The sequence below is a fragment of the Tsuneonella aeria genome (genome assembly GCF_009827495.1).
Taxonomy (GTDB): Bacteria; Pseudomonadota; Alphaproteobacteria; order Sphingomonadales; family Sphingomonadaceae; genus Tsuneonella; species Tsuneonella aeria.
This window is the reverse complement of the sequence record NZ_WTZA01000002.1, coordinates 1-23,431: the sequence shown is the minus strand read 5'-3', so window position 1 is coordinate 23,431 and position 23,431 is coordinate 1. Positions and strand designations below refer to the sequence as shown.

The following is a 23,431-nucleotide window of genomic DNA, read 5'->3' as shown; positions in this document are numbered from 1 at the left end:
AACTCCCGGCCCGCTCGCCCGTTGGGTGTTTCGCAACTTCGCAGGAGAGCACGTCATGAACCCAGCTTACGTCCCCCGTCTTGCCCTGGTGGCGGCCGGATCGCTCGCACTCGCCGCGTGCGGCGGCGCCGACACCGCCGAACGGGATGCCGCGGCCACCACCGCGGCCACGACGGGAACCACGGCCACCGCGCCGGCGGCCACCGCCACCTTCCCGGCCGTTCCTGCCAATGCCCGCACGACCGTGCAGTACGAAGGGACGTATTCGCAGACCGGTGCGGACGGACGCGCAAGCACGCTGGTGCTCGGCCCCAACGACACCTGGACGATGACTGCGCCCGATGGCACGAAGACCAGTGGCACCTACAACTGGTATTCGGACAACAGCCGCATCCTGATCGGCGAGGATGTCTATGCGATCGCGGACGGCGCGATCTACAAGCTGGCCAGCAAGGATGCGGCGGTGACCGGTCCCTTTACCGAAGCGATGACCTGGCGGCGCGCCACCATGTGAACGCGTGCGGCGGGCCACCTCGCCGCGCCGCTTCGCGATAAAATGACTGGCGCGTGGCCGCCCCGCCGCGCGCCGTTGGAACGAAAACGCGCGCGCGGCCCCTTCACGCCGCGCGCGCCGCATCCTAGACTGTCCGCCGGGTCCTCCGGCTGGAGCGTTGCATGAACACCGACATGTCTGCCTCGAACGAGCGGGAGCGGCTCGTCGCGCTCGCCATGCGGCTGATCGAGGAACGGGGCGACACCGTCACCCGCCTGACTCTGGCGCAGGCCGCGGGTTTGCCGCGCGCGCGGATCGAGAGCGCCTTTCCAGACGAAACCGACCTGTTCGATGCGATCGTGGAAAACTGGTTCTCGGGCCACGTCGCCGTCATGGACGAAGTGGTGGCGAGCGACCTGCCGCCGAACCGCAAGATGTACGAATTCTTCGCGCGCCGGTTCAACCTCAACCGCGCACGGTATCGCGCCGATCCGGCCGCGTTCAAGGTCTATTGCGAGCTCGGCGCGGTGCACTTCGAACATGTCCGCAGCTACGTAGATCTTGCCGACCACTACTTGTGCGAAATGATCGCGCACGCCCAGACGGAAGGGGCATTCGAAGGCCTGGCGATCGACGAGGCGCTGTCGCTGATCAACCAGATGGTCATGCCTTACACGATGGCCGAAATGCTCACCTACATGGACGATCGGCTGAGCGAGGCGAAGCTGGGCCGGATCGTCGACACGCTCTTCGCCGGCCTGTCCGGGGCCGACGGCGGTGCGCGCGGGGTTCGCGGCCTGCGCGCTGCCTAGCTGCCGAGCATCGTGACCCGCCCGGTGGCGGGCATGGCCATGACCGGTGCCGATTGCAGGTAAGCCTCCAGCGCATCGAGGTCGAGCGGCCCGACGGTCGCGTCGGTCCCTTCCTTCAGGGTCACGAAGCCATCGCCGCCGCCGGCGATGAAGTTGTTCACCGTCACCCGGTACGTGCCCGCAGGATCGATCGGCACGCCGCCCAGCGTCGCCGCGACGACGCGCTGTCCGGCCGGGCGCGTCGGCGCCAGGGTCATGGCGAAACCCGTGCTGACCGAAAGCACGTTCTGTTCGTTGGGATTGGCAAGCTGTTCCTCCAGCACCCGCAGAAGCTGCGCCCCGGTCAGCGTCATCGTGACGAGCGTATTGCCGAAGGGCTGCACGCCGTAAATGTCGCCGAAGGTTACCGATCCATCTGGCCGGGCGGTGAGTTCGCTGCGAATGCCGCCGGGGTTCATCAGCGCGATCTGCGCGCCGGCGCCTTGCGTGGCGGCGAGGTGGGCGTCGGCGAGGAAGTTGCCGAGCGGGCTTTCCGGCCGTTCGCGCGTGGCGGCGCCTGAAATCCGCCCCACGGTACGCTCCGCCACCTCGGCGGCGGCCGCGACATAGCGCGCGACATAGGTTGCCACCGCCGGATCGGGCTGGAACACCGGGAAGGCCGCGTTCTCCGGGCGCCCTTCGCCCGGGCTCTGCACCGGCACGTTGCGCGCGCTGACGCCCAAGACATCGCCGCGCCGCGGGTCGATCGTCAGCGCGATATCGGTCAGCATCGTGCCCGCCGCCCCCGCGCTGGTCACGGTGAAGCGGCGCGCCGGGTCGACGGTGGAAAAATCGCAGACATAGGCACGATGCGTGTGGCCCGAAATCACGAGGTCGACCCGCGGGTCCATCCGTTCGAGGATAGCGCGCAAGTCCCCCGCCATCGCCCCGCAGCCGTTGAAGTCGTCGCCGGGCTCCGTCACCAGACCCTGGTGAATGGCGACGACGATCGCATCGGCCCCGTCCGCCACGAGACCGGGGACAAGCGCGTTGATCGAATCCGCTTCGTCCTCGAACGTGATGCACTGGATACCGGCGGGATCGACGATCTGCGCGGTGCCCTTGAGCGTCAGTCCGATCACGCCGACCGCGACCGCGCCCGCGCCCGCGCCGCTGCCGAACCGGCGGATGGCGGCGCCTGGAAACAGCGTGCTGCCATCGGGCATGCGGACGTTGGCCGCCAGGATGGGATAGTCGGTGCCCTTGTAGTCCGGCTCCACGGCGCACGGTTCACGCAGGGTGAATTTCTCGCACCCACCTTCTCTCAGACGCTTCAGCTCCTTCCACCCGCGGTCGAATTCGTGGTTGCCGACGCTGGTGAAATCCATGCCGAGCCGGTTCATCACGCCAACTGTCGGTTCATCCAGGAACAGCGACGATGCGAGCGGGCTTGCGCTGATGAGGTCGCCGGCTCCGATGACCAGGCTATGCGGATTCTGCGCCCGGACGCTTTCCACCGCGCTCGCCAGCCAGGCCGCGCCGCCGGCGAAGACTTCCTGCTGCCCGCCCTTCCCGTCTTCCAGCTTCACCGGCCGACGCACCGGTTCCAGGTTGCCGTGGAAATCGTTGAGGCCGACGATCCGCACGGTGACGGGGGCTTCGTCCGCAGTCATGCTCGGGCCCGGCAGGGTGGCGCATGCTGCGAGGGCGAGGGACAGCGCGGTCGCTCCAAGGGCGCGGATCGATGGACGGATCATGCCGTCGCTGGTGCACCGCGGCGCCGCGCCCTTCAACCCCAAACTGCGGCCCACCCGGCCGGCAGGCGCCCGACTGTACTTTGCTAAATATGGAACCATGCCCATGCCGTCCCGTTCGAATGGGACTGCGCATGCAGGTTTTTGCCAGTCGGAAGGCACCACAATGGAAATCGACCAGACCGCCCTCATCGCCATTCTCGCGCTGATCCTGGTGGCGGCGCTGATCTTGTGGGTGCTGGTCCGCTCGCGCCGAACGGCGGCCTTGCGCGATCGGTTCGGCGAGACGGAGTATGACCGGACCGTCGCGGCCGCCGGCGGGCGCGGCAAAGCGGAAGCCAATTTGATGGAGCGGGAAAAGCGGGCAGCGAGCCTGGAGCTGCGGCCGCTGGGTCCGGCGGAGCGCGAACGGTTTGCCGGGGCCTGGGCCGCTGCGAAAGCGCGCTTCGTGGACGATCCGGCCGCCGCCGTGATGGACGGCGACCGCGCGATCGGCGACGTCATGTTGGCGCGCGGATTCCCGGTCGACGATTTCGACGCCCGGTTCGAAAGCCTGACGGTGGAGCATGGCGAAGTGGCCCGCCATTACCGCGCGGGCCACGACATCGCGTTGAAGCAAGTGGATGGCAAGGCGACGACCGAAGACCTGCGCCAGGCAATGATCCATTACGAAGAGCTGTTCGACGAACTTACCAACGAGCAGCCCGATCGGCCCGAGGGGGCGGTCACCCGCCCTGCCCAGATCGATCGCTCACACGTCTAGATTGGCGACGTTGAGCGCGTTGTCCTGGATGAATTCCCGGCGCGGCTCCACCACATCGCCCATGAGGCGCGTGAAGATTTCGTCGGTCACGTCGGCATCCTCGACCTTCACTTGCAGCAAGGCCCGGTTTTCAGGGTCGAGCGTGGTTTCCCAAAGCTGCTCCGCGTTCATTTCGCCCAGACCCTTGTAGCGGCTGATCGACAAGCCCTTGCGCCCGGCGGCGAGCACTGCGTCGACCAACTGCGACGGGCGCGTGATAGCGCCGTCGAATGCCACCGGCGCGATCTGGTCCTGGTTGTCGCCTGTGCCATCTACGCCCGTCTCACCGTCGATCTCGGGCAGGGCGTCCACTTCGGGGCCGGCGTCCGCCGCCGTGCGCGTGAAACGGCTCGGCGCGGCGAAGGCGGACGCGTGTTCCTCCGCCAGCCGGTGGAGCTTGCGCGCTTCGGCACTGTCGATGAACTTGCTCTCGATCTCGTGCGCATCGGTGACGCCGCGCCAGACGCGCGCAAAGACGATGAAGCCGTCCTCGCGGCGATCCACGCTCCAGCTGGCTTCGGGATCGCCCTGGCTCAGCCGGTTCGCGGCACCTTCGAGCGCGGCGAACCGCCCCGCCGCATCGAGCGACGGATCGAACGCGCCGGCCAGCGCCATCTGCTCGATGACGGCGGGATCGTACTTGCGCGGCACGAAGCCCAGGAGGCTGCGGATGCGCAGCGCATATTCGACCAGTGAAGCAAGGTCCGCGCCGGTTCGCGCGCCTTCGCTCGTCTCGAGGACGCGGCCCGCGAGACCCGCTTCGACGAGATATCGGTCGAGCGCGGCCTGGTCCTTGAGGTACACCTCGCTGCGCCCCTTGCTTACCTTGAACAGCGGCGGCTGCGCGATGAACAGGTGCCCACCCTTCACGATCTCCGGCATCTGGCGATGGAAGAACGTGAGCAGCAGCGTGCGGATATGCGCGCCATCCACGTCAGCGTCGGTCATGATGACGATCTTGTGGTAGCGGAGCTTTTCAAGGTTGAATTCATCGCGCAGGCCCGTGCCGACGGCCTGGATCAGCGTGCCCACTTCTTTCGACGAGATGATCCGGTCGAACCGCGCGCGCTCCACGTTCAGGATCTTGCCCTTGAGCGGCAGGATGGCCTGGTATTTGCTGTCGCGGCCCGACTTGGCGGAACCGCCCGCGCTGTCCCCTTCGACCAGGAACAGCTCGCACTTGGCGGGATCGCGCTCGCGGCAGTCGGAAAGCTTGCCGGGTAGCGAGGCGACGCTCATCGCGCCCTTGCGGCTCATCTCGCGGGCCCGCTTGGCCGCCTCGCGTGCGGCGGCCGCGTCGACGATCTTCTGGATGATCTGCTTGGCGTCGGCCGGATTTTCCTCGAGCCACTCGGTCATCTTCTCGCCCATCAGCGATTCCAGCGGCTGGCGGACTTCAGAACTGACCAGCTTGTCCTTGGTCTGGGACGAGAACTTGGGGTCGGGCAGCTTGACCGAGACGATCGCGGTCAGCCCTTCGCGCATGTCTTCGCCCGTCAGGCTGACCTTTTCCTTCTTCAGCAGGCCCGTGCGTTCCGCATAGCTGTTGATCGTGCGGGTAAGCGCCGCGCGGAACGCAGCCAGATGCGTGCCGCCGTCGCGCTGCGGGATGTTATTGGTGAAGCACAGCACGTTCTCGTAGTAGGAATCGTTCCATTCCAGCGCGACGTCGATGCCGATTCCGTCCTTGTAGGCCGAGACCGAGATCGGTTCAGGCACCAGCGGCGCCTTGTTCCGGTCGAGGTACTTCACGAAGGCCGCGATACCGCCTTCGTAATAAAGATCGTGCTCCAGCGGTTCTTCGTGGCGCAGGTCGCGGAGCTTGATGCGCACGCCGGAATTCAGGAACGCCAGTTCGCGGTAGCGGTGCTCCAGCTTCTCGAAATCGTATTCGGTTACGTTCTTGAACGTGTCGGTGCTGGCCATGAAGGTCACGCGCGTGCCGTTACGGTCGCGCCCCGCCGGGCCACGCACGACGAGCGGCCCCACGGCGTCACCGTGTTCGAACCGCATCCAGTGCTCCTTGCCGTCGCGCCAGATCGTAAGCTCCAGCCATTCGGAAAGCGCGTTGACGACCGAGACGCCGACACCGTGGAGGCCGCCCGATACCTTGTAGGCGTTGTCGTCGCTGGAATTTTCGAACTTACCGCCGGCGTGAAGCTGGGTCATGATCACTTCGGCCGCGGAGACGCCTTCTTCGGCGTGCATATCCACCGGGATGCCGCGCCCGTTGTCTTCTACCGAGACGGAGCCATCCGGGTTCAATTCGATCAGCACGAGGTCGCAATGCCCGGCCAGCGCCTCGTCGATGGCGTTGTCGCTGACCTCGAAAACCATGTGGTGCAGGCCCGATCCGTCGTCGGTGTCGCCGATGTACATGCCCGGGCGCTTGCGCACCGCGTCGAGGCCCTTCAGGACCTTGATGCTGCTGGCGCCGTACTCATTCTTCGTGGCGGAATTCTGGGGGGTATCGTCCATGCCCATCATATAGGCATCGTGGCGCCATTGTGGAACCTTTTGCCGCCCCTTCCATCCACAGGCGATTGGTGCTGAAAAGCACGGCCCGGCGAAGGAGGATGCCGATGATATTCGCGCTGTTTGCAGTCGGCACCGCAGCCGGGTCCGACCGCATGAAGGGGACCGCGGAATGACGGCGGACGAGATCGCGGCCCGGCTGGCGGATCCGTTTGGTTCCTTCCCGCAGATGCTGTCCGAGTGGGCGCGCGTGCAACGCCGCGCAATCGCGCTGCGCGACGAGGCGGGCGAACTGTCGTGGGCGGAGCTTGCCGACCGGATCGAGCGGATCGCCGCGCGGCTGATCTCCGACGGGCTGGAGAAGGGTCAATCGGTGGCGATCCTCGGCACGTCCACGATCCCCTATGCGCTGGTGTTTCTGGCGGCCATCAGGGCGGGCGGCGTCGCCGCGCCGCTCACCACCAGCGCCAGCCCGCAGCAACTCGCCGGGATGGCCGCCGACAGCGGTGCGCGCCGCATCTTCATCGACCGCGCCAGGCTGGCGGAGCTGGGCCCGGATTGCTTCCCCGGCCTGGAACGGATCGTCCTCGACGAGGACCTCGACGACTGGATGGCGCCCGCCGGGACCGAGGCCCCGCCCTTCGCGCCGGAACCGGGCGACGCGTTCAACATAATCTATTCGAGCGGCACCACCGGCGTGCCCAAGGGCATCGTTCATTCGCACCAGATGCGCTGGCGGCAATTCGCGTCGACCGCGGCCAGCTTTCATGCGCAGGGGCTGGAAGTGATCAGCCTGGCATCGACGCCGCTCTATTCAAACACCACGATGGTGGCCTTCCTGCCCGCCCTTCTTGCCGGCGGATCGGTCCGCATAATGGGCAAGTTCGATGCGCAGCGCTGGCTCGCCCATGCGGAGGCGGACGGCACCACGGTCACCATGCTCGTGCCCGTGCAATACCAGCGGCTGATGGACGCGGCCGGGTTCGATCGCTTCGACCTGTCGGCGCTGAAGCTGAAGTACTGCACCTCTGCGCCTTTCTCGGCCGAGCTCAAACGCGAGGTGCTGCGGCGGATGCCCGGGGCGCTCGCCGAAATCTATTCGATGACCGAAGGCGGGGTCGTCTGCATCCTTGCCGCGCACGAATTTCCCGACAAGCTGCATACCGTGGGCCGTCCCGCGCCGGGGAGCGAGCTCAAGGTGCTGGACGACGAGGATCGCGAAGTCCCGCCGGGCACACCCGGGCACCTGGTCGGCCGGTCCGGCACGATGATGTCCGGTTACAGGAACCAGCCCGGCAAGACGCGCGAAGGATACTGGGTCGATCCCGCAACCGGAGAAACCTGGCAGCGCATGGGCGATATCGGCCGGATCGACGCCGACGGGTTCGTCGAACTGGTCGGCCGGGCCAAGGACATGATCATATCGGGCGGGTTTAACATCTTCCCCAGCGATCTCGAAGCCGAGCTGGAGAAGCATCCGGCCGTCGCGGAGGCCGCGGTGGTCGGCGTGGAAAGTCGCAAGTGGGGCGAAACCCCGGTCGGCTTCGTGCGCCTGGCGCCCGAAGCGCGGGGGCATAGCGTCGATCGGATCATGGCCGAAACCAACGCGCGCCTGGGCAAGACGCAGCGGCTGGCGGCGGTTCTCGCCATAGACGAGATGCCGCGCAGCCATATCGGGAAGCTGCTCAAGACCGACCTGCGCGAACTGGCCGCGCGGTCGATCGAGATCGCTTAGGCGAGCGTCGCGCCGAGCGTCAGGCCGCTGATGGCCGTGGCGAGGAGAAAGGCGGCGATGTGAGAGGCAATACGCATTCTTCAAAATCCCTGTTCGTTCGGCGCGCGGCAGCAGCCGCGCGCACGTGGTGTCGTGGCGTCAAGACGTTCTGCCTGGGGCAGAACGGGCTTCGGTTGCGGCCCAGGCAACACTCAGCCGATGTCCCGGTAAAATGCTCGGAAACGCGATGACGGGGCGGCAGCCGAGGGAGAGGAGATGGCGCCGCCCCGTTTTACATCGCGAGCCGCTGCCAGTGACAGCGGGGGCGAGCGCGCCTGAGGACCCGGGGGGACGTGGTCGCAGACGCTTGCCGAAGGCCGCCGGTGTCGGGAGAGAGACAGCGCGGCGTTCGGTTCGAGAGACGTAATAATCTTTCGTGAGGCTTTTCACAAATGAGATTACTGCGGGACGTGTTGCGTGCCATGCAACTGAAAGATCGGATTCCGTGCACTCTCGTGCAATATGGACGGAGCCCGGCCCCTCGCCTAACGCGCGCGGCATGATATCCGACAGCGCATCCGATTCCATCCTGATCGTCGATTTCGGCAGCCAGGTCACCCAGCTCATCGCCCGCCGCGTGCGCGAGGCCGGTGTCTATTCCGAGATCGCGCCGTTCACGCAGGCCGAAGCGGCGTTCGCGCGGATGAAGCCCCGTGGCGTTATCCTGTCCGGATCGCCGGCAGGCGTACCCGAGGAAGGCAGCCCCCGCGCGCCGCAGATGCTGTTCGACGCCGGGGTGCCGATCCTTGGAATATGCTATGGCCAACAGGTCATGAGCCATCAACTCGGCGGCCGGGTGGAGGCCGGGCGTGACGGCGAATGGGACGGGGAGTTCGGCCGCGCGTTCATCACGATCACCGAAAACTGCGCCCTGTTCGAAGGATTGTGGCAGGTGGGGGAGCGTCACCAGGTGTGGATGAGCCACGGCGACAAGGTGACCGAATTCGCCCCCGGCTTTCGCATCGTGGCGGTGAGCGACGGCGCGCCTTTCGCGGTGATCGCGGACGAAGAACGGCGGTTCTACGGCACGCAGTTCCACCCGGAGGTCGTCCATACGCCTGATGGCGGCAAGCTGATCGCCAACTTCGTCCGTCACGTCTGCGGCTGTTCCGGCGATTGGACGATGGCCGCCTATCGCGAGACCAAGGTGCGCGAGATTCGTGAGCAGGTCGGCAGCGGAAAGGTCATCTGCGGCCTGTCCGGCGGCGTGGACAGCTCGGTCGCGGCCATCCTGATCCACGAGGCGATCGGCGACCAGCTCACCTGCGTGTTCGTGGATCACGGCCTGTTGCGCCTGAACGAACGCGCGCAGGTAGAGACGCTTTTCCGCGACCATTACAACATCCCGCTGGTCGTGGTCGATGCAAAGAGACGTTTCATTGAGGGTCTTGCGGGCGAAACCGATCCCGAAAAGAAGCGCAAGTTCATCGGAGGCGAGTTCATCACCGTGTTCGAGGAGGAGGCCGCCAGGCTCGGCGGCGCCGATTTCCTTGCACAAGGCACGCTCTACCCCGACGTCATCGAGTCCGTGTCGTTCACCGGCGGACCTTCGGTCACGATCAAGAGCCACCACAACGTCGGCGGCCTGCCCGAGCGCATGAACATGAAGCTGGTCGAACCCTTGCGCGAGCTGTTCAAGGACGAGGTGCGGGAACTGGGGCGCGAGCTTGGCCTCGACGACCGCTTCGTCGGCCGGCACCCCTTCCCCGGCCCGGGGCTCGCCATCCGCATCCCCGGCGAAGTGACGCAGGAACGTTGCGATATCCTGCGCAAGGCGGATGCGATCTACCTCGAGGAAATCCGTAACGCGGGGCTGTACGATGCGATCTGGCAGGCCTTTGCCGTCCTGCTGCCGGTCAAGACGGTGGGCGTCATGGGCGATTACCGCACGTACGACAGCGTCTGCGCCCTGCGCGCGGTTACCAGCATCGACGGGATGACCGCCGACATCTACCCCTTCGACGCGGGGTTCCTCAGCCAGGTCGCGACCCGCATCATCAACGAGGTGAAGGGCATCAACCGCGTGGTGTACGACTATACCAGCAAGCCGCCCGGCACGATCGAGTGGGAGTGACGTCTAGGGCCTGATGTCGGCGGGCGAGCGGTCAACGACATCCCCCAATCGCGCTGCTACGCACCGGTGAGCGCACGCCGGGCGCCCGCAGGCTACTGCGTGGGTTCGACGCCAATCCGGCCGTGGGCGCCACCGGCGGAACGCACCGCCCAGCCAACCCGTTACCGGCCTGCGTGCACCATCGGGCACGCGCTGACGACAGGAGAGGCTGAGATGAACAGGAAACTCACGTTCACGCTGGTGAGCCTGACGGGCGCTGCGGCGCTGGCCGGTTGCGCTACGCTGGAAGAAGAAGCGGTGGACGCAACGTCCGACACTTATAACGCAATGCTGACCGGTGCCAACGTGGTCGGCGGCGGCGGCGATCCGGACGGATCGGCACGGGCGGAGATTTCCGTCAGCGACGGGTTCGGCCAGGTGTGCTGGGAGATCAAGGACGTGGTGGGCATCGACGCGCCCACCAGCGCGCACATCCACTATGGCCGCGCCGGCACGAACGGGCCGCCGGTGTTCACGCTCGCCCGCTCGAACGAAGGCAACTGGCAGGGCTGCAGGGACGCGCGCGAATGGACGCAGAACCGGCTGCAGGGCAACCCGGCGGAATTCTACGTCCAGGTCCACAATGCGGCCTACCCGAACGGAGCGATCCGCGGCCAGCTCGCGGACTGACCGCTACCACGCGTTCCCTGCCGCGACGGCGGCACGCTCGGCCGCGCTCGACTGACGGCCGAGCACGGGATTGCGGTGTGGGAACCGGCCGAACCGGGCGATCATGCGCCAGTGATCGCGCGCGAAGCCGCGTGCATCCGGCAGGTCGAAGAAATAGGCAAGGCTCGCGCGCTGGTCGGCGATACGCTCGCTGTGCATCAGGGGCATGCCGGCAAACGTGCGCGCCTGATCGGACAGGCCGCGGTGCCATCCGCGCCCGATGAAGCGGGTGCAAATCGCGCGTGCAAGACCGTCGCTCGCGAACGCCTCGGGCGTACCGCGGTGGATGTTGCGCGGCACCTGGTCGAACAGCAGGATCGCCGCCTGGGCCGTAAGGCGATCGCCCATGAATGCGTGCGGGGGTTGCGATCGCAAGGCGTCCAGGTCACGCGCAAAACGCCGGCTCAGGGCATTGTCCACCGCCGGCCCGCCGCCGAACCAGTCGGCGGGACCAAGGACGTGGAACCAGAAATGCAGCAGCTCTGCCGCCCAGCGGCGCGGGGCGGCAGCCATCGGCGCGCGATCAGTCGACGCGCGTGTAGGGGACGAAATCCTGCAGGAACACGTTGCCGGTATAGAACCCGGATGCCGTATCGAGGGTGGTCACGATATCGTGCCGGCAGACCCGCGGACCCCACATCTTGATCACCAACGCATCATCGTCATCGAGATCGCGCGCATTCGACGGCACGTTGACCCAGATCGTCTTGCCGCGACCATAGACCACCGCGGTGCCATCGATCACCCGGGAATCGCGATTGGCAATCGTGCTTATGCAGCTTTTCGGTTCGCCCGCGACACGGCCTTCGAGGAGCTTGGCAAGCTCCTGGTCGCCGGTCAGGCGCTCACGCGCTGTTGCGGGGGCAGCGACGACAAGGGGCGCCAGCGCTGCAGCGGCAGCAAGGACAAGCGTGCGCATCGGTCGGCTCTCCACTCAGGCTCTCAGGAGGGATCAGGTTTCATCGGTTATCGTGGCCCCGATAACACAGCCACGGTGAACCGCCCATGACCGGCCCCCTGCTCAAAAGGTCACGCGGTGCCGCCGACGGTGAGCCCTTCCACCAGCAGGGTCGGCTGGCCCACGCCCGCTGGCAGGCTCTGCCCCGCCTTGCCGCACATGCCGACCCCTTCGTCCAGGGCGAGATCGTTGCCGATGCCTGTGACGCGGGTGAGCACGCTGGGCCCGTCGCCGATCAGCGTGGCGCCCTTGATGGGCGCGCCAAGCCGGCCGTCCTCGATGGCGTAGGCCTCGGTGCAGGTGAAAGTGAACTTGCCGCTGACGATATCCACCTGGCCGCCGCCGAAGGACTTGGCGAAGATGCCCTTCTTCACCCGCGACAGCAGTTCTGCCGGATCATCGGCACCGGCGCGCATGAAGGTATTGGTCATCCGCGGCATGGGGGCATGGGCGAAACTCTCCCGGCGGCCGTTGCCTGTGGCGGCGACACCCATCAGCCGGGCGTTCAGGCGGTCCTGCATGTACCCTTTCAGGATGCCGTCCTCGATCAGCACGGTTTCCTGAGTCGGCGTGCCCTCGTCGTCGATCGTCAGCGAGCCGCGCCTGTGGGCGATCGAGCCGTCATCCACCACGGTCACACCGGGCGCTGCGACACGCTCGCCGATGCGGCCCGAAAATGCGCTGGTGCCCTTGCGGTTGAAATCGCCCTCCAGCCCGTGACCCACTGCTTCGTGAAGCAGTACGCCGGGCCAGCCGGGACCGAGCAGCACGGTCATCTCACCCGCCGGGGCGGGCCGGCTGTCGAGGTTGGTCAGCCCCTGATCCACCGCCATGTCGATCGCCCGGCGCCAGTTCACCTCGGCGAACAGATCGTCGTAGAGATAGCGTCCGCCAAAGCCGAAACTGCCGCTCTCGCGCCGGCCGTTCGCTTCGGCCACGATCGACACGTTGAGGCGCACGAGCGGACGGATGTCACGCGCCACGAACCCATCGGGCCGCACGATCTCGATCGCGCTCCACGAAGCCGCGAGGCTGGCTGTGACCTGCGCCACGCGCGGATCGCGCGCGCGGGCGATGGCGTCGATCCGTTCCAGAAGGGCAACTTTCTCGGCAAAGGCGATCGCTTCCAGCGGGCTGGCGTGGCTGTAGAGATGGCGGTTGCTGCGCGGCGGCGGGGCGGCCCGAGCGCCCTTCGCGGGATCCAGCAGCGTCAGCGTTTCCCCCGCCCGGCGGATCGCCCCCGCGGAAATCTCGCTGGCATGGGCGAACCCGGTCATCTCCCCCGATACGCCGCGAAGGCCGAAGCCCGAATCGCGGGAATAGCTGGCGGTCTTCAGCCGCCCATCGTCGAAGACAAACGCCTCGCTCGCCGAGAACTGGAGATAGAGTTCGCCATCGTCGCACGTGCGGAGAGTTTCGGCGGTGATCGCCAGGGCGTCTTCGGGGGAGAGCTTGCCCGGGTCGTAGAGCAGCGCGTGGGGATCTGGGGTCATCTCGGTGGATATGGGCGCTGGTGCGCGCCAGTGCCAGCCCCGGTATCGCGGCCCGGAGGCCCGCTTGGTGCAGCTAAGGGGTCGCGCCTGCCGCGATATCTGCCAGCCCCGCCTGGTTCGCGCCGTCGGCCGGCCCGCCCTGCAGAACGAAACGCCGGTCGCAATAACCGCAATCGACATAGCCGTGCTCGTCGATCTCAAGCCATACGCGCGGATGGCCCAGCGCACTCGGCACATAGCCCGGACCGCCGCGGATCGCGCCGGCACCGTCGCAGGCGACGCGGGTCTGGCTGACCAGGGTGACTTCGGGCGGCGGGATGCTCATGCCCATGCCGTTACCGGGATTGCGGCAGCCTTTCAACCGCCCTAGGTGGCCGTCCGTGCCCAGCGAACCCGCCATCCGCATCCGTGATCTTGCCAAGCGCTACGCCGGGGTCGGAGGGGAAGAGGGCAAGCTTGCGCTGAAAGGCGTCAGCTTCGATGTGCCGCAGGGGCAGATCTTCGGTCTGCTGGGGCCCAACGGCGCGGGCAAGTCCACCCTCATCAACATCCTCGCGGGCCTGGTGATGAAGACCAGCGGCAGCGCGGAGATCTGGGGCTTCGACATTGACGCCCATCCCCGCAACGCGAAGCGATCGATCGGGATCGTGCCGCAGGAAATCGTCTTCGACCCGTTCTTCACCCCGTTCGAGGTGCTGGAGAACCAGGCCGGATTCTACGGCGTGCCGAGGGGCGAGCGCCGTTCGGCCGACCTGCTCGAAGCCGTGCGCCTCGCGGACAAGCGCGATGCCTATGCCCGCACCCTGTCGGGTGGAATGAAGCGGCGGCTGCTGGTGGCCAAGGCGATGGTCCATTCCCCGCCCATCCTGGTGCTGGACGAGCCGACGGCCGGCGTCGACGTGGAACTGCGCCGCCAGCTCTGGGAACTTGTCACCCGCCTCAACCGCGAAGGCGTGACGGTGGTGCTGACAACGCACTATCTGGAAGAGGCGGAGCAGCTTTGCGACCGCATCGCCATCATCAACCATGGCGAGCTGATCACCGACAAGCCGACTCGCGAACTGGTCGGGATGATGGGCGAAAAGGTGGTCGAGGTGACGGTGGACCGCGACATGGCCGCGCCGCCGGCGCACGCCCTGTTCAAGAAGTCGGAGAAGAAGGGCGATCGCATGGTCGCCATCACGTACGACAAGGACACGATCACCGCCGGCCAGGTGCTGGGCATCGTGGCCGAGCAAGGCTTCGTGGTCGAGGACGTGACCACGCGCGAAGCCGACCTGGAAGACGTGTTCGTCAGCCTGACGAGCGGGGCAGGCTAGAGCCCCGCTCGTCAGGCCGGCGCGTCAGAGCCTGCGCCCACTCAACCCCGCATCCCGGACATACATCGCCGTCCAGTGATGCGGCATGCTTTCTTCCAGTGGTGTCGTGCAGTGCTTGCACCGGCTCACCTGCCCGCCGTGCACGCGGCGCACCGCGCTCCGGTCAACGCTATGCCGGCCGAACGCGCACGCAATGTGTGCGAATTTCATGTTTCGCGACCCTTCCCGTCCTCATCCCCTGCCGCCCGAACGTTAGCCCAGGCTGCATCCGCGTAAACATCGCATCGTCGAAGCGTGGGATTCGTGCCGTGTGCGGAAAGAATAGGTCACGGGTTGCGCCGGCCGCCCGGGCATGTTGAAGCGGGCGGATCATGAGCGAGGCGCAATTCGATGTGATCGTGGTGGGTTCGGGCGCGGCGGGCCTCACCGCTGCCCTCGCCCTTGCCGAAACGCACAGGGTGCTGGTGCTGGCGAAGGGTTCGCTGACCGGCGGCAGCACGGCCTGGGCGCAAGGCGGCATCGCTGCAGTACTGGGCGCGGGCGATACCTTCGAAGACCACATCCGCGACACGATGATCGCGGGCGCGGGCCTCAACCGGCGCGAGACGGTGGAGTTCGTCATCGAGAACGCGCCGCAGGCGATCGCGCGCCTGATCGCGCTGGGCGTCCCCTTCAACATGGACGCCGGCGCGCTCCACCTGACCCGCGAAGGCGGGCACAGCGCACGGCGGATCGTCCACGTGGACGATGCCACCGGATGGGCCGTGCAAGAGGCGCTGCTGCGCGCGGCCGAGGCCAGCCCGAACATCACCCTGCTTGCTGGACGGGCCTGCATCGACCTTGTCACGGGCCAGAACGCCGTGGGCGGCGCGGTGGGGCAAGCCGATCCGGCCCGAGTCTGGGGCGTCTATGCGCTCGATCAAGAAACGGGGAAAGTGGAGGCACACGTCGCGCGCGCCACGGTCCTTGCTACCGGCGGGGCAGGCCGGGTGTACCAGTTCTCGACCGCGCCGCGCGGGGCGACGGGCGACGGTATCGCCATGGCATGGCGCGCGGGTTGCCGCGTCTCCAACATGGAGATGATGCAGTTCCACCCGACCTGCCTTTACAACCTCGAGGTCAAGAATTTCCTGATCACGGAGGCGGTGCGCGGCGAAGGCGGCCTGCTCCGGCATCCTGTGACGGGGCATCGGTACATGCCGGAATACGATCCGCGCGCGGAACTCGCGCCGCGCGATATCGTCGCTCGCGCCAATGACGATCAGATCAAGCGCTATGGTCTCGACTGCGTGCATCTCGACATCAGCCACAAGCCGCCCGCGTTCGTCCGCCATCATTTTCCCAACATCCACGAAAAGCTGCTCGGCCTCGGCATCGACATGACGAAGGAGCCGATTCCGGTCGTGCCGGCCCAGCACTACACCTGCGGCGGCGTGCTGATCGGGCTGGACGCACGCACCGACCTGGGCGGGTTGTGGGCCGCCGGCGAATGCACCGAAAGCGGGCTGCACGGCGCGAACCGGTTGGCATCCAATTCGCTGCTCGAATGCTTCGTGTTCGGGGAATCCGCGGCGAAGGACATCCGCGCCGGCTGGGCCGACCTGCCGCCCCCACCCGCGATCCGCGAATGGGACGAAAGCCGCGTCACCGATTCGGATGAAGAGGTGGTGATCAAGCAGAACTGGACCGAAATCCGCCGGATGATGTGGAACTACGTCGGTATCGTGCGCACCACGAAGCGCCTCGAGCGTGCCCGCAACCGCATCGACATGCTCGCGCAGGAGATCGAGGAATATTACGGTGCGTTCCGCGTCACCACCGACCTGATCGAGCTTCGCAACCTCCACCAGTGCGCCGAGCAGATCGTCCGCAGCGCGCTGCTGCGCCACGAAAGCCGCGGCCTGCATTATACCCTCGATTACCCGGATATGCTGCCGGTGGCGCTGGACACCGTGCTGGAGCCCGAACGCTTTCGATAGGCGAGTCGCGCCGTGGCCAGCATAGGGGAGCCATGACGCTCGCCGCTGATATACGAGAAATAAACTTGCGGGATTAGCGGCTTATCTCAAGACAAGATTACCGGGATCAATTGTGTGACGAAATTTATTGACAGAAGCGGTCAAATGGCGTTTTCTGGCCGATGGAAAGCGCCTGGTCCGCAGTCATCCGCGATCCTGATCGACCATTGGACCCAACTCGCTATTATCACATCATAATAACCGGTTCGTACATCGTGCGATTTGGCCTTGCTGGCCGATCATCCATTTCGAAAGAACGAGAGGATGATCCGATGAAGACCGTACTCACTTCCACCCTTGCCCTTGTCCTCCTCGCCATGCCGGCGACCACCGGCGCGCAGAACGTGGCGCGCGATGGCCTGGTGGTGTCGGGCCAACCCACGGCCAAGGCCTGGGTCGATACCATGACGACCAAGCTGGACCGCGAACTCGATCACGAAGAGCGCCGCGCCCGTCCCGGGCAGGATCAGCAGGGCATCGTCCAGCTGCGCTTCACCCGCAGTGCCGACGGTCGCCCGAGCGATGTCCAGGTCATCCGTGCGTCCTCGCCGGGTGCATTGCAGACCAGTGCCCGCCGGGCGGTGTCGCGCCTTCGCGGTATTCCCGAGATCCCGCAAGGCTATGCGGGGACCCAGAACGTGCACGTGAACATCGTGGTCGCGGGCAGCGAAGGCCATATGCGCAAGCTCACCCGGCAGCTCCGGCAATGGGAAGCTGAACGCATGGCCCGCGCCCCTGGCGAACGCCGCGTGCTGGCTCTGAATTCGGCGCGGTAGCCTGCGCCGCCGGCGCTGTCCGGCAAGCAGGCGGGCACTACCGTCGCCGTACTGCGGAGACGGCGGCGGTGGTGCTGTCGCGCATTGCGTCGGACCCACGATCCAGTGGACAAAAATATTTCTTCAGCCAAGGCCGGTTCGCTCCCGAGCGCTTCCGCACTCCGCAGATTTCCGCGCCTCTTCGGCTGCCGCGTCAGGCGATTGCAGGCTGCGCCAACCGCCTTCGACAGGGTTAACCGCAGCTTGACCCTATTGCGCCCAGCCACCGCTTGATTCACAATCACTGGTAGTTCGCTGGGGGCCCTACCCTACAAGACCTAGTTTTCGGGGCAGCGCCAACCATATCGGTCGCGCATGCATCCAAGCTGGTCCGAGGCCAGGGCGGCGAGCCGCGGGGGGACCAATCTGGGGAAAAGTTTTCGCCCGGGCCACCGCTGGAAATGGTAATTGCGGGGCTCCGGTCCCGAATCGAACGGATGCGGAACATCGGGCAGGATTCCCGATCGGTCGGCACAAATGGGTGGGGCGGGAACAATGGATTTCAGAACGGGAAACGAGGCGGCCATGGGGCTCGACGAGACGACTGCGGACGCGATCGACACGGCCGAGCAGGCACCCTCCACGCGCACGGTGGTCGGCATGGACAAGGCAGATTCGGGTAGCGAGGCACTGGTTGCCGGCATGGCGGCGCAGGCTCTTGCGGCCCAGATTGGGGCCGCGGCAGCGGACGCGGCGAAATCCGCGGTGAATGCGGACACCGACAGCAAGAAGATTTCCGCACGACGCTTCACGATCGCGACGGACGAATCGCGCGATGCCCTGCTAACCGATTTCGGCAAGGACACGTTGACCGACCGCTACCTGCTGCCGGGCGAGAAGTATCAGGACCTGTTTGCCCGCGTGGCCGATGCCTACGCTGACGACCAGGACCACGCCCAGCGCCTCTACGACTACATTTCGAAGCTGTGGTTCATGCCGGCGACCCCGGTCCTCTCCAATGGCGGCACCAATCGCGGGCTGCCGATCAGCTGCTATCTCAATTCCGTCAGCGACAGCCTGGAAGGCATCGTCAACACCTGGAACGAGAACGTGTGGCTGGCCAGCCGGGGCGGCGGCATCGGCACCTACTGGGGCAACGTGCGCGGCATCGGCGAACCGGTGGGCCTCAACGGCAAGACAAGCGGGATCATCCCGTTCGTGCGCGTGATGGACAGCCTGACCCTCGCGATCAGCCAGGGTTCGCTGCGGCGCGGGTCGGCCGCGTGCTATCTCGACATCAGCCATCCCGAGATCGAGGAATTCCTCGAGATCCGCAAACCTTCCGGCGATTTCAACCGCAAGGCGCTGAACCTGCACCACGGCGTGCTGCTCTCCGATGCCTTCATGGAAGCCGTCCGCGCGGGCGAGAAATGGGATCTCACCAGCCCCAAGACGGGCGAAGTGCGCGCCACGGTGGATGCGCGCAGCCTGTTCCAGAAGCTGGTGGAAACCCGCCTCGCCACGGGCGAGCCCTACATCGTCTTCGCCGACACGGTGAACCGCGCGATGCCGCGCCACCACCGCGATCTGGGCCTCAAGGTCTCGACCTCGAACCTGTGCTCCGAAATCACCCTGCCGACCGGCGTGGACCACCTCGGCAACGACCGCACGGCGGTATGCTGCCTCAGCTCGCTGAACCTGGAAACCTGGGAGCAGTGGGAAGGCGACAAGGTCTTCATCGAAGACGTGATGCGCTTCCTCGACAACGTGCTGCAGGACTACATTGACCGCGCGCCGGACGAGATGGCGCGCGCCAAGTATTCGGCGTCACGCGAACGCAGCGTCGGCATGGGCGTGATGGGCTTCCACTCGTTCCTCCAGATGAAAGGCATCGGGTTCGAAAGCCCGATGGCCAAGGTCTGGAACCTGAAGATGTTCAAGCACATTGCCGCGAAGGCCGAAGAGGCCAGCATGGTGCTGGCCGAAGAACGCGGCCCCTGCCCGGACGCGGCCGACGCTGGCGCGATGGAGCGCTTCAGCTGCAAGATGGCGATCGCGCCGACCGCTTCGATCAGCATCATCTGCGGCGGCACCAGCGCCTGCATCGAACCGATCCCGGCGAACATCTACACGCACAAGACCCTGTCGGGCAGCTTCGTGGTGAAGAACCCCTACCTGGAAAAGCTGCTCGACCAGAAGGCGAAGAATTCCACCAACGTGTGGAACTCGATCCTGGAAAAGGGCGGATCGGTCCAGCACCTCGACTTCCTGACGCCGGAGGAAAAGGCGGTTTACAAGACCAGCTTCGAGATCGACCAGCGCTGGCTGCTCGAATTCGCGGCCGACCGCACGCCGTTCATCGACCAGGCGCAGAGCCTCAACCTGTTCATCCCGGCGGATGTCGACAAGTGGGATCTCGCGATGCTCCACTTCCAGGCGTGGGAGAAGGGGATCAAGAGCCTCTATTACCTCCGCTCCAAGAGCGTGCAGCGCGCAGGGTTCGCCGGCGGGGTGGAAGCGGACAACACCCCCGAGGCGGCGAAGTACGAACTGCCGACGACCGACTACGACGAATGCCTGGCGTGCCAGTAAGCACCTGCCAGTGAAGGACAACGACCAGCCGCCGCTCACGATCACGATCGGCGGCTGGCAGCTGGCGGTGGGCCTGACGATCTTCGCGATCGGGATTGCCGGCGACATCATGCTGCCGGATATCCTGGGGCTCGATCTTGCATGCAGCGACACCGGCACCGGGCGGCGCGCGCGCGTTGCCAGGATGATCGGCTGCGCGATGGCTGACGGACCGAAAGGATGGTTCTACCTCGCATGGTTCGCCGCACCGATCGTCGTGTTCGGCGCGTGGTTGCGAAGGCGGATACGTTCGGCGCGGGTGCAGGCCATCGGCTAATCCAATCCGGTTGCCCCGGCCTTCCTCATCGCTGGACTTGATCTCGCGCGTTGGCCAAAGCCTGCCCCGATGACCGCCATCGCCGGATCCGACCTGGAAGAGCGCGCCCCCGATATCGGGGTGGCAATCGTCGGGTACCAGTCCGAAGCGATCATCGCCGCGTGTCTCGACAGCGTGTTTAAATCGCAGGGCGTCCGCGTGCGCGTGGTGATCGTAGATAACGCGAGCGATGACGGCACAATAACGGCCGTCCGCGCATGGGCGGCCGCTGCTGGGGGACGCATCACCTTCGCGGAAGGACCGGTCGGCGCGATCACGCGCGCGGCCGCCGATCTCACCTTACTGTCCGCCCCGGTCAATCACGGCTTCGCCTGGGCCACGAACCGCGCGTTGGAAGTGCTCGCAGCGGAGCCCGGGCTCGGCCTGTTCTGGCTCCTCAACCCCGATTGCCAGGCGCGGCCCGATGCCGCGGCGCGTTTCGTCGAAGCCGGGGCGGACGGCGCATTCGGCCTGATGCGCGGGCGTGTCGTCTATCATGCGCGGCCCGATGTGGTGCAGACCGATGGGGGCACGGTAACGCTGGCGACCGGCGTATGCCACTCCGCCAACCTCGACCGGCCAGCCAACGCGGCCGCAGTGCCGCCCGCGAGCGCGATCGATTTCATCAGCGGCGCATCGTGCGTGGCCTCGCGCCGGTTCCTCGAAACCGTGGGGCTGATGCGCGAGGATTACTTCATTTATTACGAAGAGGTGGACTGGGCCTTCCGGCGCGGCGACCTCCCCTTGCGCCAGGTGCCGAACGCGGTCGTACTCCATCATGGCGGGACCGTGACCGGCACGGGCTCCTTCGATCGCCGGCCCAGCCCGTTTTCCAACTATTTCAATTATCGCAACCGCATCCGCTTCCTCCGCCGCTTCGCACCCCGCTCCGTTCCGGGGGCCCTGGCCTACGGCATGGCGAAGGCCGCGCAACTCGCCCTGCAGGGGGCCTTTGCCGAGGCGCGAGCGGTGATGACCGGCCTCCTCGGCATGGCCCCGCCTGCGGAAGTCCGCCGCGTCATCACGCCGCAGGCGGCCGCAATCGCCTTCGCGCCTGATCCATGAGCACGCAGCCCTCAGCGCATGGACGTCATGTGGCCGTGAATTTCCATGGTCTCGGCACGCCGCACACCGCCGTCGCGGAAGACGAACGTCCGTTCTGGCTCCCGCTGGAACGCTTCGAGCAGATACTCGGCCGCATAGCCCGCTCCCCGGACCCGGCCCGTTTCGTCGTGACCTTCGACGACGGCAACGCCAGTGACATCATGGCGGCAGACGCCCTTGCGCGCCGCGGATGACCGGGCGTTTCTACGTGTTAGCGGGACGAATCGGGCGGCCAAGATACTTGTCAGCCGCCGATCTCCGGTCGCTGGTGCGCGGGGGAATGACCGTGGGGCTGCATGGGCGCGACCACCTGGACTGGCGGCGGCTCGACGAAAATGCGCTGGCGGACGAACTGGTCGGCGCCCGCCACACCATCGCGGCGGCGGCCGGACGGTCGGTGGACGAGGTGGCGATCCCCTTCGGCGCCTACGACCGGCGGGTGATCCGCCGGCTGCAGGAAGAAGGGTTTGCGCGCATCCTGACCAGCGACCGAGGCACTTTTCGACCCAGCGCGCGGATATGGAACCGCACCTCGATCCGGGACGACATGACCGATGCGGAAATCGGCGCGATCCTCTCCGGCCATGCCCGCCCCGCGACCCGCATCCGGCGCGCCGCATCGCGCTTCGCGCGCCGCCACTTGCGCTGAGGCCCCTGCCGGGATGGCCGTTTTCCAGTTCGACACCCGCCTGAAAGCGCCGCCGCCCACCGCGACGGAGGCGCCGCTTCCGGCGCCTGTAACGCCCGCCGCCCGCGCCTTCCTGAGCTTTGCCGAACATTGCACCGAGTGCGCCGCGCCCGCGTGCTACGCGACGTGCGACCTGTTCGACCCGACCCCGGCTGGCAAATGCCGCCGCTTCGATCACGGTATCCAGCCGCTTCGCTCAGGCAGCCGCGTCCTCGCCGATGTTCGCTTCCGCAAGTGGGGCAAGCTGGAGGCACGCGGGAGCGTGGCCCCGTTGCCGGCCCGGCGCATCACGATCCTCGAGAGCGCGCTTGCGCACGCCGCCCTGTGGATGGCGAGGATCGGCGCATTCTTGTCGCGCATGCTCGGCGCCCGCTGGCACCGGCTGGAGGACCACCTGCACGAGAGGCTTCGGCGTCGCCTCGGACAAGGCAGGCAGGCGCCGCTGCCGAACAGCTTCCGCGCAGAGATCGTCAACCCCGGCACGGCGCCGGTCAAACTGCAACTCGCGATCGTGATCGACCAGGAACGCGTGGGCGGGATCATCGCGCTGGAGGACCAGCCGCACCCGTTCCGGCAGTCCATCACCGCTGCGCCCGGCTATAACTGCATCAAAGTACCCGGCGGTGCCTTCGCGCCGGTCGCGGCATCGGGCCTGCCGTTTCTCGTGCAGATTACGATCGACGGGGACGAGGGCGCGCATCTCATGTTTGGCGCGCTCGATTTCGTCTGGGACGCGCCCGCCCCGCCCGCGCCCACAGATCCCGATGCGCCCTTTCGACCGCCCGCCAAGTGCGTGGTGTTCGATCTCGACAATACCATTTGGGACGGCGTCCTGCTGGAAGGACCCGTGACGGTCCAACCCGGTATCGCAGACCTGTTCCGCCAGCTCGACGCGCGGGGCGTGCTCCTGTCAGTCGCCAGCAAGAACGCGCGCGCCGACGCGATGGCGCGGCTCGAGGCGGCGGGTCTTGCGGACTACCTTCTGCACCCGCAGATCAGCTGGGCTCCAAAGTCGGAAGGTCTGGCGGCGATTGCGGCATCGCTGAACATCGGCACCGACAGCCTACTGTTCGTCGACGACAACCCCTTCGAACGGGCCGAAGTCGCCGCTGCGCTTCCGATGGTGGAGGTCCTCCCCCACAGCGATTTGCACGACCTGGCCGATCACCCGCGGTTGCGGGGATCGGTGACGGAGGAATCCCGAAACCGCCGCGAAATGTATCGCGCCGCCTCCGCCCGTACACACGCCGGCGCCGCATATGCGGACTATCGCGCGTT

General features: G+C 66.5%; 22 protein-coding genes. 15 read left to right on the top strand and 7 right to left on the bottom strand.

Annotated elements, in window-relative coordinates; genetic code table 11:
- Positions 1-55: 55 nt before the first annotated feature.
- Both GRI40_RS10605 and GRI40_RS10600 read left to right on the top strand, forming a co-directional pair.
- Complete coding sequence (locus GRI40_RS10605) at positions 56-514, top strand: hypothetical protein (RefSeq protein WP_160611569.1); 459 nt, start codon at positions 56-58, stop codon at positions 512-514.
- Positions 515-675: 161 nt separating this feature from the next.
- Complete coding sequence (locus tag GRI40_RS10600) at positions 676-1,305, top strand: TetR/AcrR family transcriptional regulator (RefSeq protein WP_160611568.1); 630 nt, start codon at positions 676-678, stop codon at positions 1,303-1,305.
- Here GRI40_RS10600 and GRI40_RS10595 read toward each other — a convergent pair.
- The gene (locus GRI40_RS10595; protein WP_202390326.1) at positions 1,302-3,041 is read right to left on the bottom strand and encodes a bifunctional metallophosphatase/5'-nucleotidase; all 1,740 of its coding nucleotides are present in this window, start codon (positions 3,039-3,041) and stop codon (positions 1,302-1,304) included. The genes GRI40_RS10600 and GRI40_RS10595 overlap by 4 nt on opposite strands.
- A 163-nt stretch (positions 3,042-3,204) precedes the next feature.
- Here GRI40_RS10595 and GRI40_RS10590 point away from each other — a divergent pair, with 163 nt between their 5' ends.
- Entirely contained in the window at positions 3,205-3,801 is a 597-nt protein-coding gene (locus GRI40_RS10590) for a hypothetical protein (RefSeq protein ID WP_160611567.1), read from the top strand.
- Here GRI40_RS10590 and gyrB read toward each other — a convergent pair.
- Positions 3,790-6,318 carry a DNA topoisomerase (ATP-hydrolyzing) subunit B gene (gene gyrB / locus GRI40_RS10585; RefSeq protein ID WP_160611566.1) on the bottom strand — a complete coding sequence of 843 codons (2,529 nt, stop codon included), beginning with the start codon at positions 6,316-6,318 and terminating at the stop codon, positions 3,790-3,792. The genes GRI40_RS10590 and gyrB overlap by 12 nt on opposite strands.
- Positions 6,319-6,487: 169 nt before the next feature.
- On the opposite strand from gyrB, the gene GRI40_RS10580 reads away from it, so the two are divergent.
- From GRI40_RS10580 to GRI40_RS10570, 3 genes are all read left to right on the top strand, one after another.
- A complete protein-coding gene (locus GRI40_RS10580) occupies positions 6,488-8,050 on the top strand; it encodes a class I adenylate-forming enzyme family protein (RefSeq protein ID WP_160611565.1) in 1,563 nt (520 codons plus the stop codon).
- Positions 8,051-8,588: 538 nt separating this feature from the next.
- Positions 8,589-10,163: a glutamine-hydrolyzing GMP synthase gene (guaA, locus tag GRI40_RS10575; RefSeq protein ID WP_160611564.1), complete on the top strand. Its 1,575-nt coding sequence runs from the start codon at positions 8,589-8,591 to the stop codon at positions 10,161-10,163.
- A 213-nt stretch (positions 10,164-10,376) separates the two neighbouring features.
- Entirely contained in the window at positions 10,377-10,832 is a 456-nt protein-coding gene (locus GRI40_RS10570; protein WP_160611563.1) for a CHRD domain-containing protein, read from the top strand.
- Between the two features lie 3 nt (positions 10,833-10,835).
- Here the strand turns inward: GRI40_RS10570 and GRI40_RS10565 are convergent, their stop codons facing one another.
- The 4 genes from GRI40_RS10565 to GRI40_RS10550 all read right to left on the bottom strand — a co-directional run bounded on the left by GRI40_RS10565 (position 10,836) and on the right by GRI40_RS10550 (position 13,647).
- Entirely contained in the window at positions 10,836-11,384 is a 549-nt protein-coding gene (locus GRI40_RS10565) for a DUF924 family protein (RefSeq protein ID WP_160611562.1), read from the bottom strand.
- Between the two features lie 10 nt (positions 11,385-11,394).
- Entirely contained in the window at positions 11,395-11,805 is a 411-nt protein-coding gene (locus GRI40_RS10560) for a hypothetical protein (RefSeq protein ID WP_337190553.1), read from the bottom strand.
- A gap of 95 nt (positions 11,806-11,900) precedes the next feature.
- Entirely contained in the window at positions 11,901-13,322 is a 1,422-nt protein-coding gene (gene tldD / locus GRI40_RS10555; protein ID WP_160611560.1) for a metalloprotease TldD, read from the bottom strand.
- Positions 13,323-13,395: 73 nt separating this feature from the next.
- Positions 13,396-13,647, bottom strand: coding sequence for a zinc-finger domain-containing protein (locus GRI40_RS10550; RefSeq protein WP_160611559.1), 252 nt, complete (start codon positions 13,645-13,647; stop codon positions 13,396-13,398).
- A gap of 55 nt (positions 13,648-13,702) precedes the next feature.
- On the opposite strand from GRI40_RS10550, the gene GRI40_RS10545 reads away from it, so the two are divergent.
- Positions 13,703-14,641 (top strand): ABC transporter ATP-binding protein, encoded by a 939-nt coding sequence (locus GRI40_RS10545; RefSeq protein ID WP_337190552.1) that lies wholly within the window; start codon positions 13,703-13,705, stop codon positions 14,639-14,641.
- A gap of 24 nt (positions 14,642-14,665) precedes the next feature.
- Here the strand turns inward: GRI40_RS10545 and GRI40_RS10540 are convergent, their stop codons facing one another.
- Complete coding sequence (locus GRI40_RS10540) at positions 14,666-14,851, bottom strand: hypothetical protein (RefSeq protein ID WP_160611558.1); 186 nt, start codon at positions 14,849-14,851, stop codon at positions 14,666-14,668.
- Between the two features lie 161 nt (positions 14,852-15,012).
- Here GRI40_RS10540 and nadB point away from each other — a divergent pair, with 161 nt between their 5' ends.
- From nadB to GRI40_RS10500, 8 genes are all read left to right on the top strand, one after another.
- Positions 15,013-16,620 carry an L-aspartate oxidase gene (nadB, locus tag GRI40_RS10535; RefSeq protein WP_160611557.1) on the top strand — a complete coding sequence of 536 codons (1,608 nt, stop codon included), beginning with the start codon at positions 15,013-15,015 and terminating at the stop codon, positions 16,618-16,620.
- Positions 16,621-16,931: 311 nt separating this feature from the next.
- Entirely contained in the window at positions 16,932-17,435 is a 504-nt protein-coding gene (locus tag GRI40_RS10530) for a TonB family protein (protein WP_160611556.1), read from the top strand.
- Positions 17,436-17,969: 534 nt separating this feature from the next.
- Positions 17,970-20,006, top strand: coding sequence for a ribonucleoside-diphosphate reductase subunit alpha (locus tag GRI40_RS10525; RefSeq protein ID WP_160611555.1), 2,037 nt, complete (start codon positions 17,970-17,972; stop codon positions 20,004-20,006).
- Between the two features lie 10 nt (positions 20,007-20,016).
- Positions 20,017-20,322, top strand: a complete 306-nt coding sequence (locus GRI40_RS10520) for a hypothetical protein (RefSeq protein WP_160611554.1) — start codon at positions 20,017-20,019, stop codon at positions 20,320-20,322.
- A 69-nt stretch (positions 20,323-20,391) separates the two neighbouring features.
- Complete coding sequence (locus tag GRI40_RS10515) at positions 20,392-21,426, top strand: glycosyltransferase family 2 protein (protein ID WP_160611553.1); 1,035 nt, start codon at positions 20,392-20,394, stop codon at positions 21,424-21,426.
- Between the two features lie 29 nt (positions 21,427-21,455).
- Positions 21,456-21,659 carry a hypothetical protein gene (locus tag GRI40_RS10510; protein WP_160611552.1) on the top strand — a complete coding sequence of 68 codons (204 nt, stop codon included), beginning with the start codon at positions 21,456-21,458 and terminating at the stop codon, positions 21,657-21,659.
- Complete coding sequence (locus GRI40_RS10505) at positions 21,656-22,114, top strand: polysaccharide deacetylase family protein (protein WP_237489153.1); 459 nt, start codon at positions 21,656-21,658, stop codon at positions 22,112-22,114. The genes GRI40_RS10510 and GRI40_RS10505 overlap by 4 nt, the downstream gene beginning before the upstream one ends.
- 13 nt (positions 22,115-22,127) lie before the next feature.
- On the top strand, positions 22,128-23,431 hold a 1,304-nt coding region (locus tag GRI40_RS10500), incomplete at its 3' end, for an HAD-IIIC family phosphatase (RefSeq protein ID WP_160611550.1).

Coding starts and splice junctions, on each gene's coding strand:
- GRI40_RS10605 (WP_160611569.1), top strand. CDS start 56: ATGAACCCAGCTTACGTCCCCCGTCTTGCCCTGGTGGCGGCCGGATCG.
- GRI40_RS10600 (WP_160611568.1), top strand. CDS start 676: ATGAACACCGACATGTCTGCCTCGAACGAGCGGGAGCGGCTCGTCGCG.
- GRI40_RS10595 (WP_202390326.1), bottom strand. CDS start 3,041: ATGATCCGTCCATCGATCCGCGCCCTTGGAGCGACCGCGCTGTCCCTC.
- GRI40_RS10590 (WP_160611567.1), top strand. CDS start 3,205: ATGGAAATCGACCAGACCGCCCTCATCGCCATTCTCGCGCTGATCCTG.
- gyrB (WP_160611566.1), bottom strand. CDS start 6,318: ATGGACGATACCCCCCAGAATTCCGCCACGAAGAATGAGTACGGCGCC.
- GRI40_RS10580 (WP_160611565.1), top strand. CDS start 6,488: ATGACGGCGGACGAGATCGCGGCCCGGCTGGCGGATCCGTTTGGTTCC.
- guaA (WP_160611564.1), top strand. CDS start 8,589: ATGATATCCGACAGCGCATCCGATTCCATCCTGATCGTCGATTTCGGC.
- GRI40_RS10570 (WP_160611563.1), top strand. CDS start 10,377: ATGAACAGGAAACTCACGTTCACGCTGGTGAGCCTGACGGGCGCTGCG.
- GRI40_RS10565 (WP_160611562.1), bottom strand. CDS start 11,384: ATGGCTGCCGCCCCGCGCCGCTGGGCGGCAGAGCTGCTGCATTTCTGG.
- tldD (WP_160611560.1), bottom strand. CDS start 13,322: ATGACCCCAGATCCCCACGCGCTGCTCTACGACCCGGGCAAGCTCTCC.
- GRI40_RS10550 (WP_160611559.1), bottom strand. CDS start 13,647: ATGAGCATCCCGCCGCCCGAAGTCACCCTGGTCAGCCAGACCCGCGTC.
- GRI40_RS10540 (WP_160611558.1), bottom strand. CDS start 14,851: ATGAAATTCGCACACATTGCGTGCGCGTTCGGCCGGCATAGCGTTGAC.
- nadB (WP_160611557.1), top strand. CDS start 15,013: ATGAGCGAGGCGCAATTCGATGTGATCGTGGTGGGTTCGGGCGCGGCG.
- GRI40_RS10530 (WP_160611556.1), top strand. CDS start 16,932: ATGAAGACCGTACTCACTTCCACCCTTGCCCTTGTCCTCCTCGCCATG.
- GRI40_RS10525 (WP_160611555.1), top strand. CDS start 17,970: ATGGATTTCAGAACGGGAAACGAGGCGGCCATGGGGCTCGACGAGACG.
- GRI40_RS10515 (WP_160611553.1), top strand. CDS start 20,392: ATGACCGCCATCGCCGGATCCGACCTGGAAGAGCGCGCCCCCGATATC.
- GRI40_RS10505 (WP_237489153.1), top strand. CDS start 21,656: ATGACCGGGCGTTTCTACGTGTTAGCGGGACGAATCGGGCGGCCAAGA.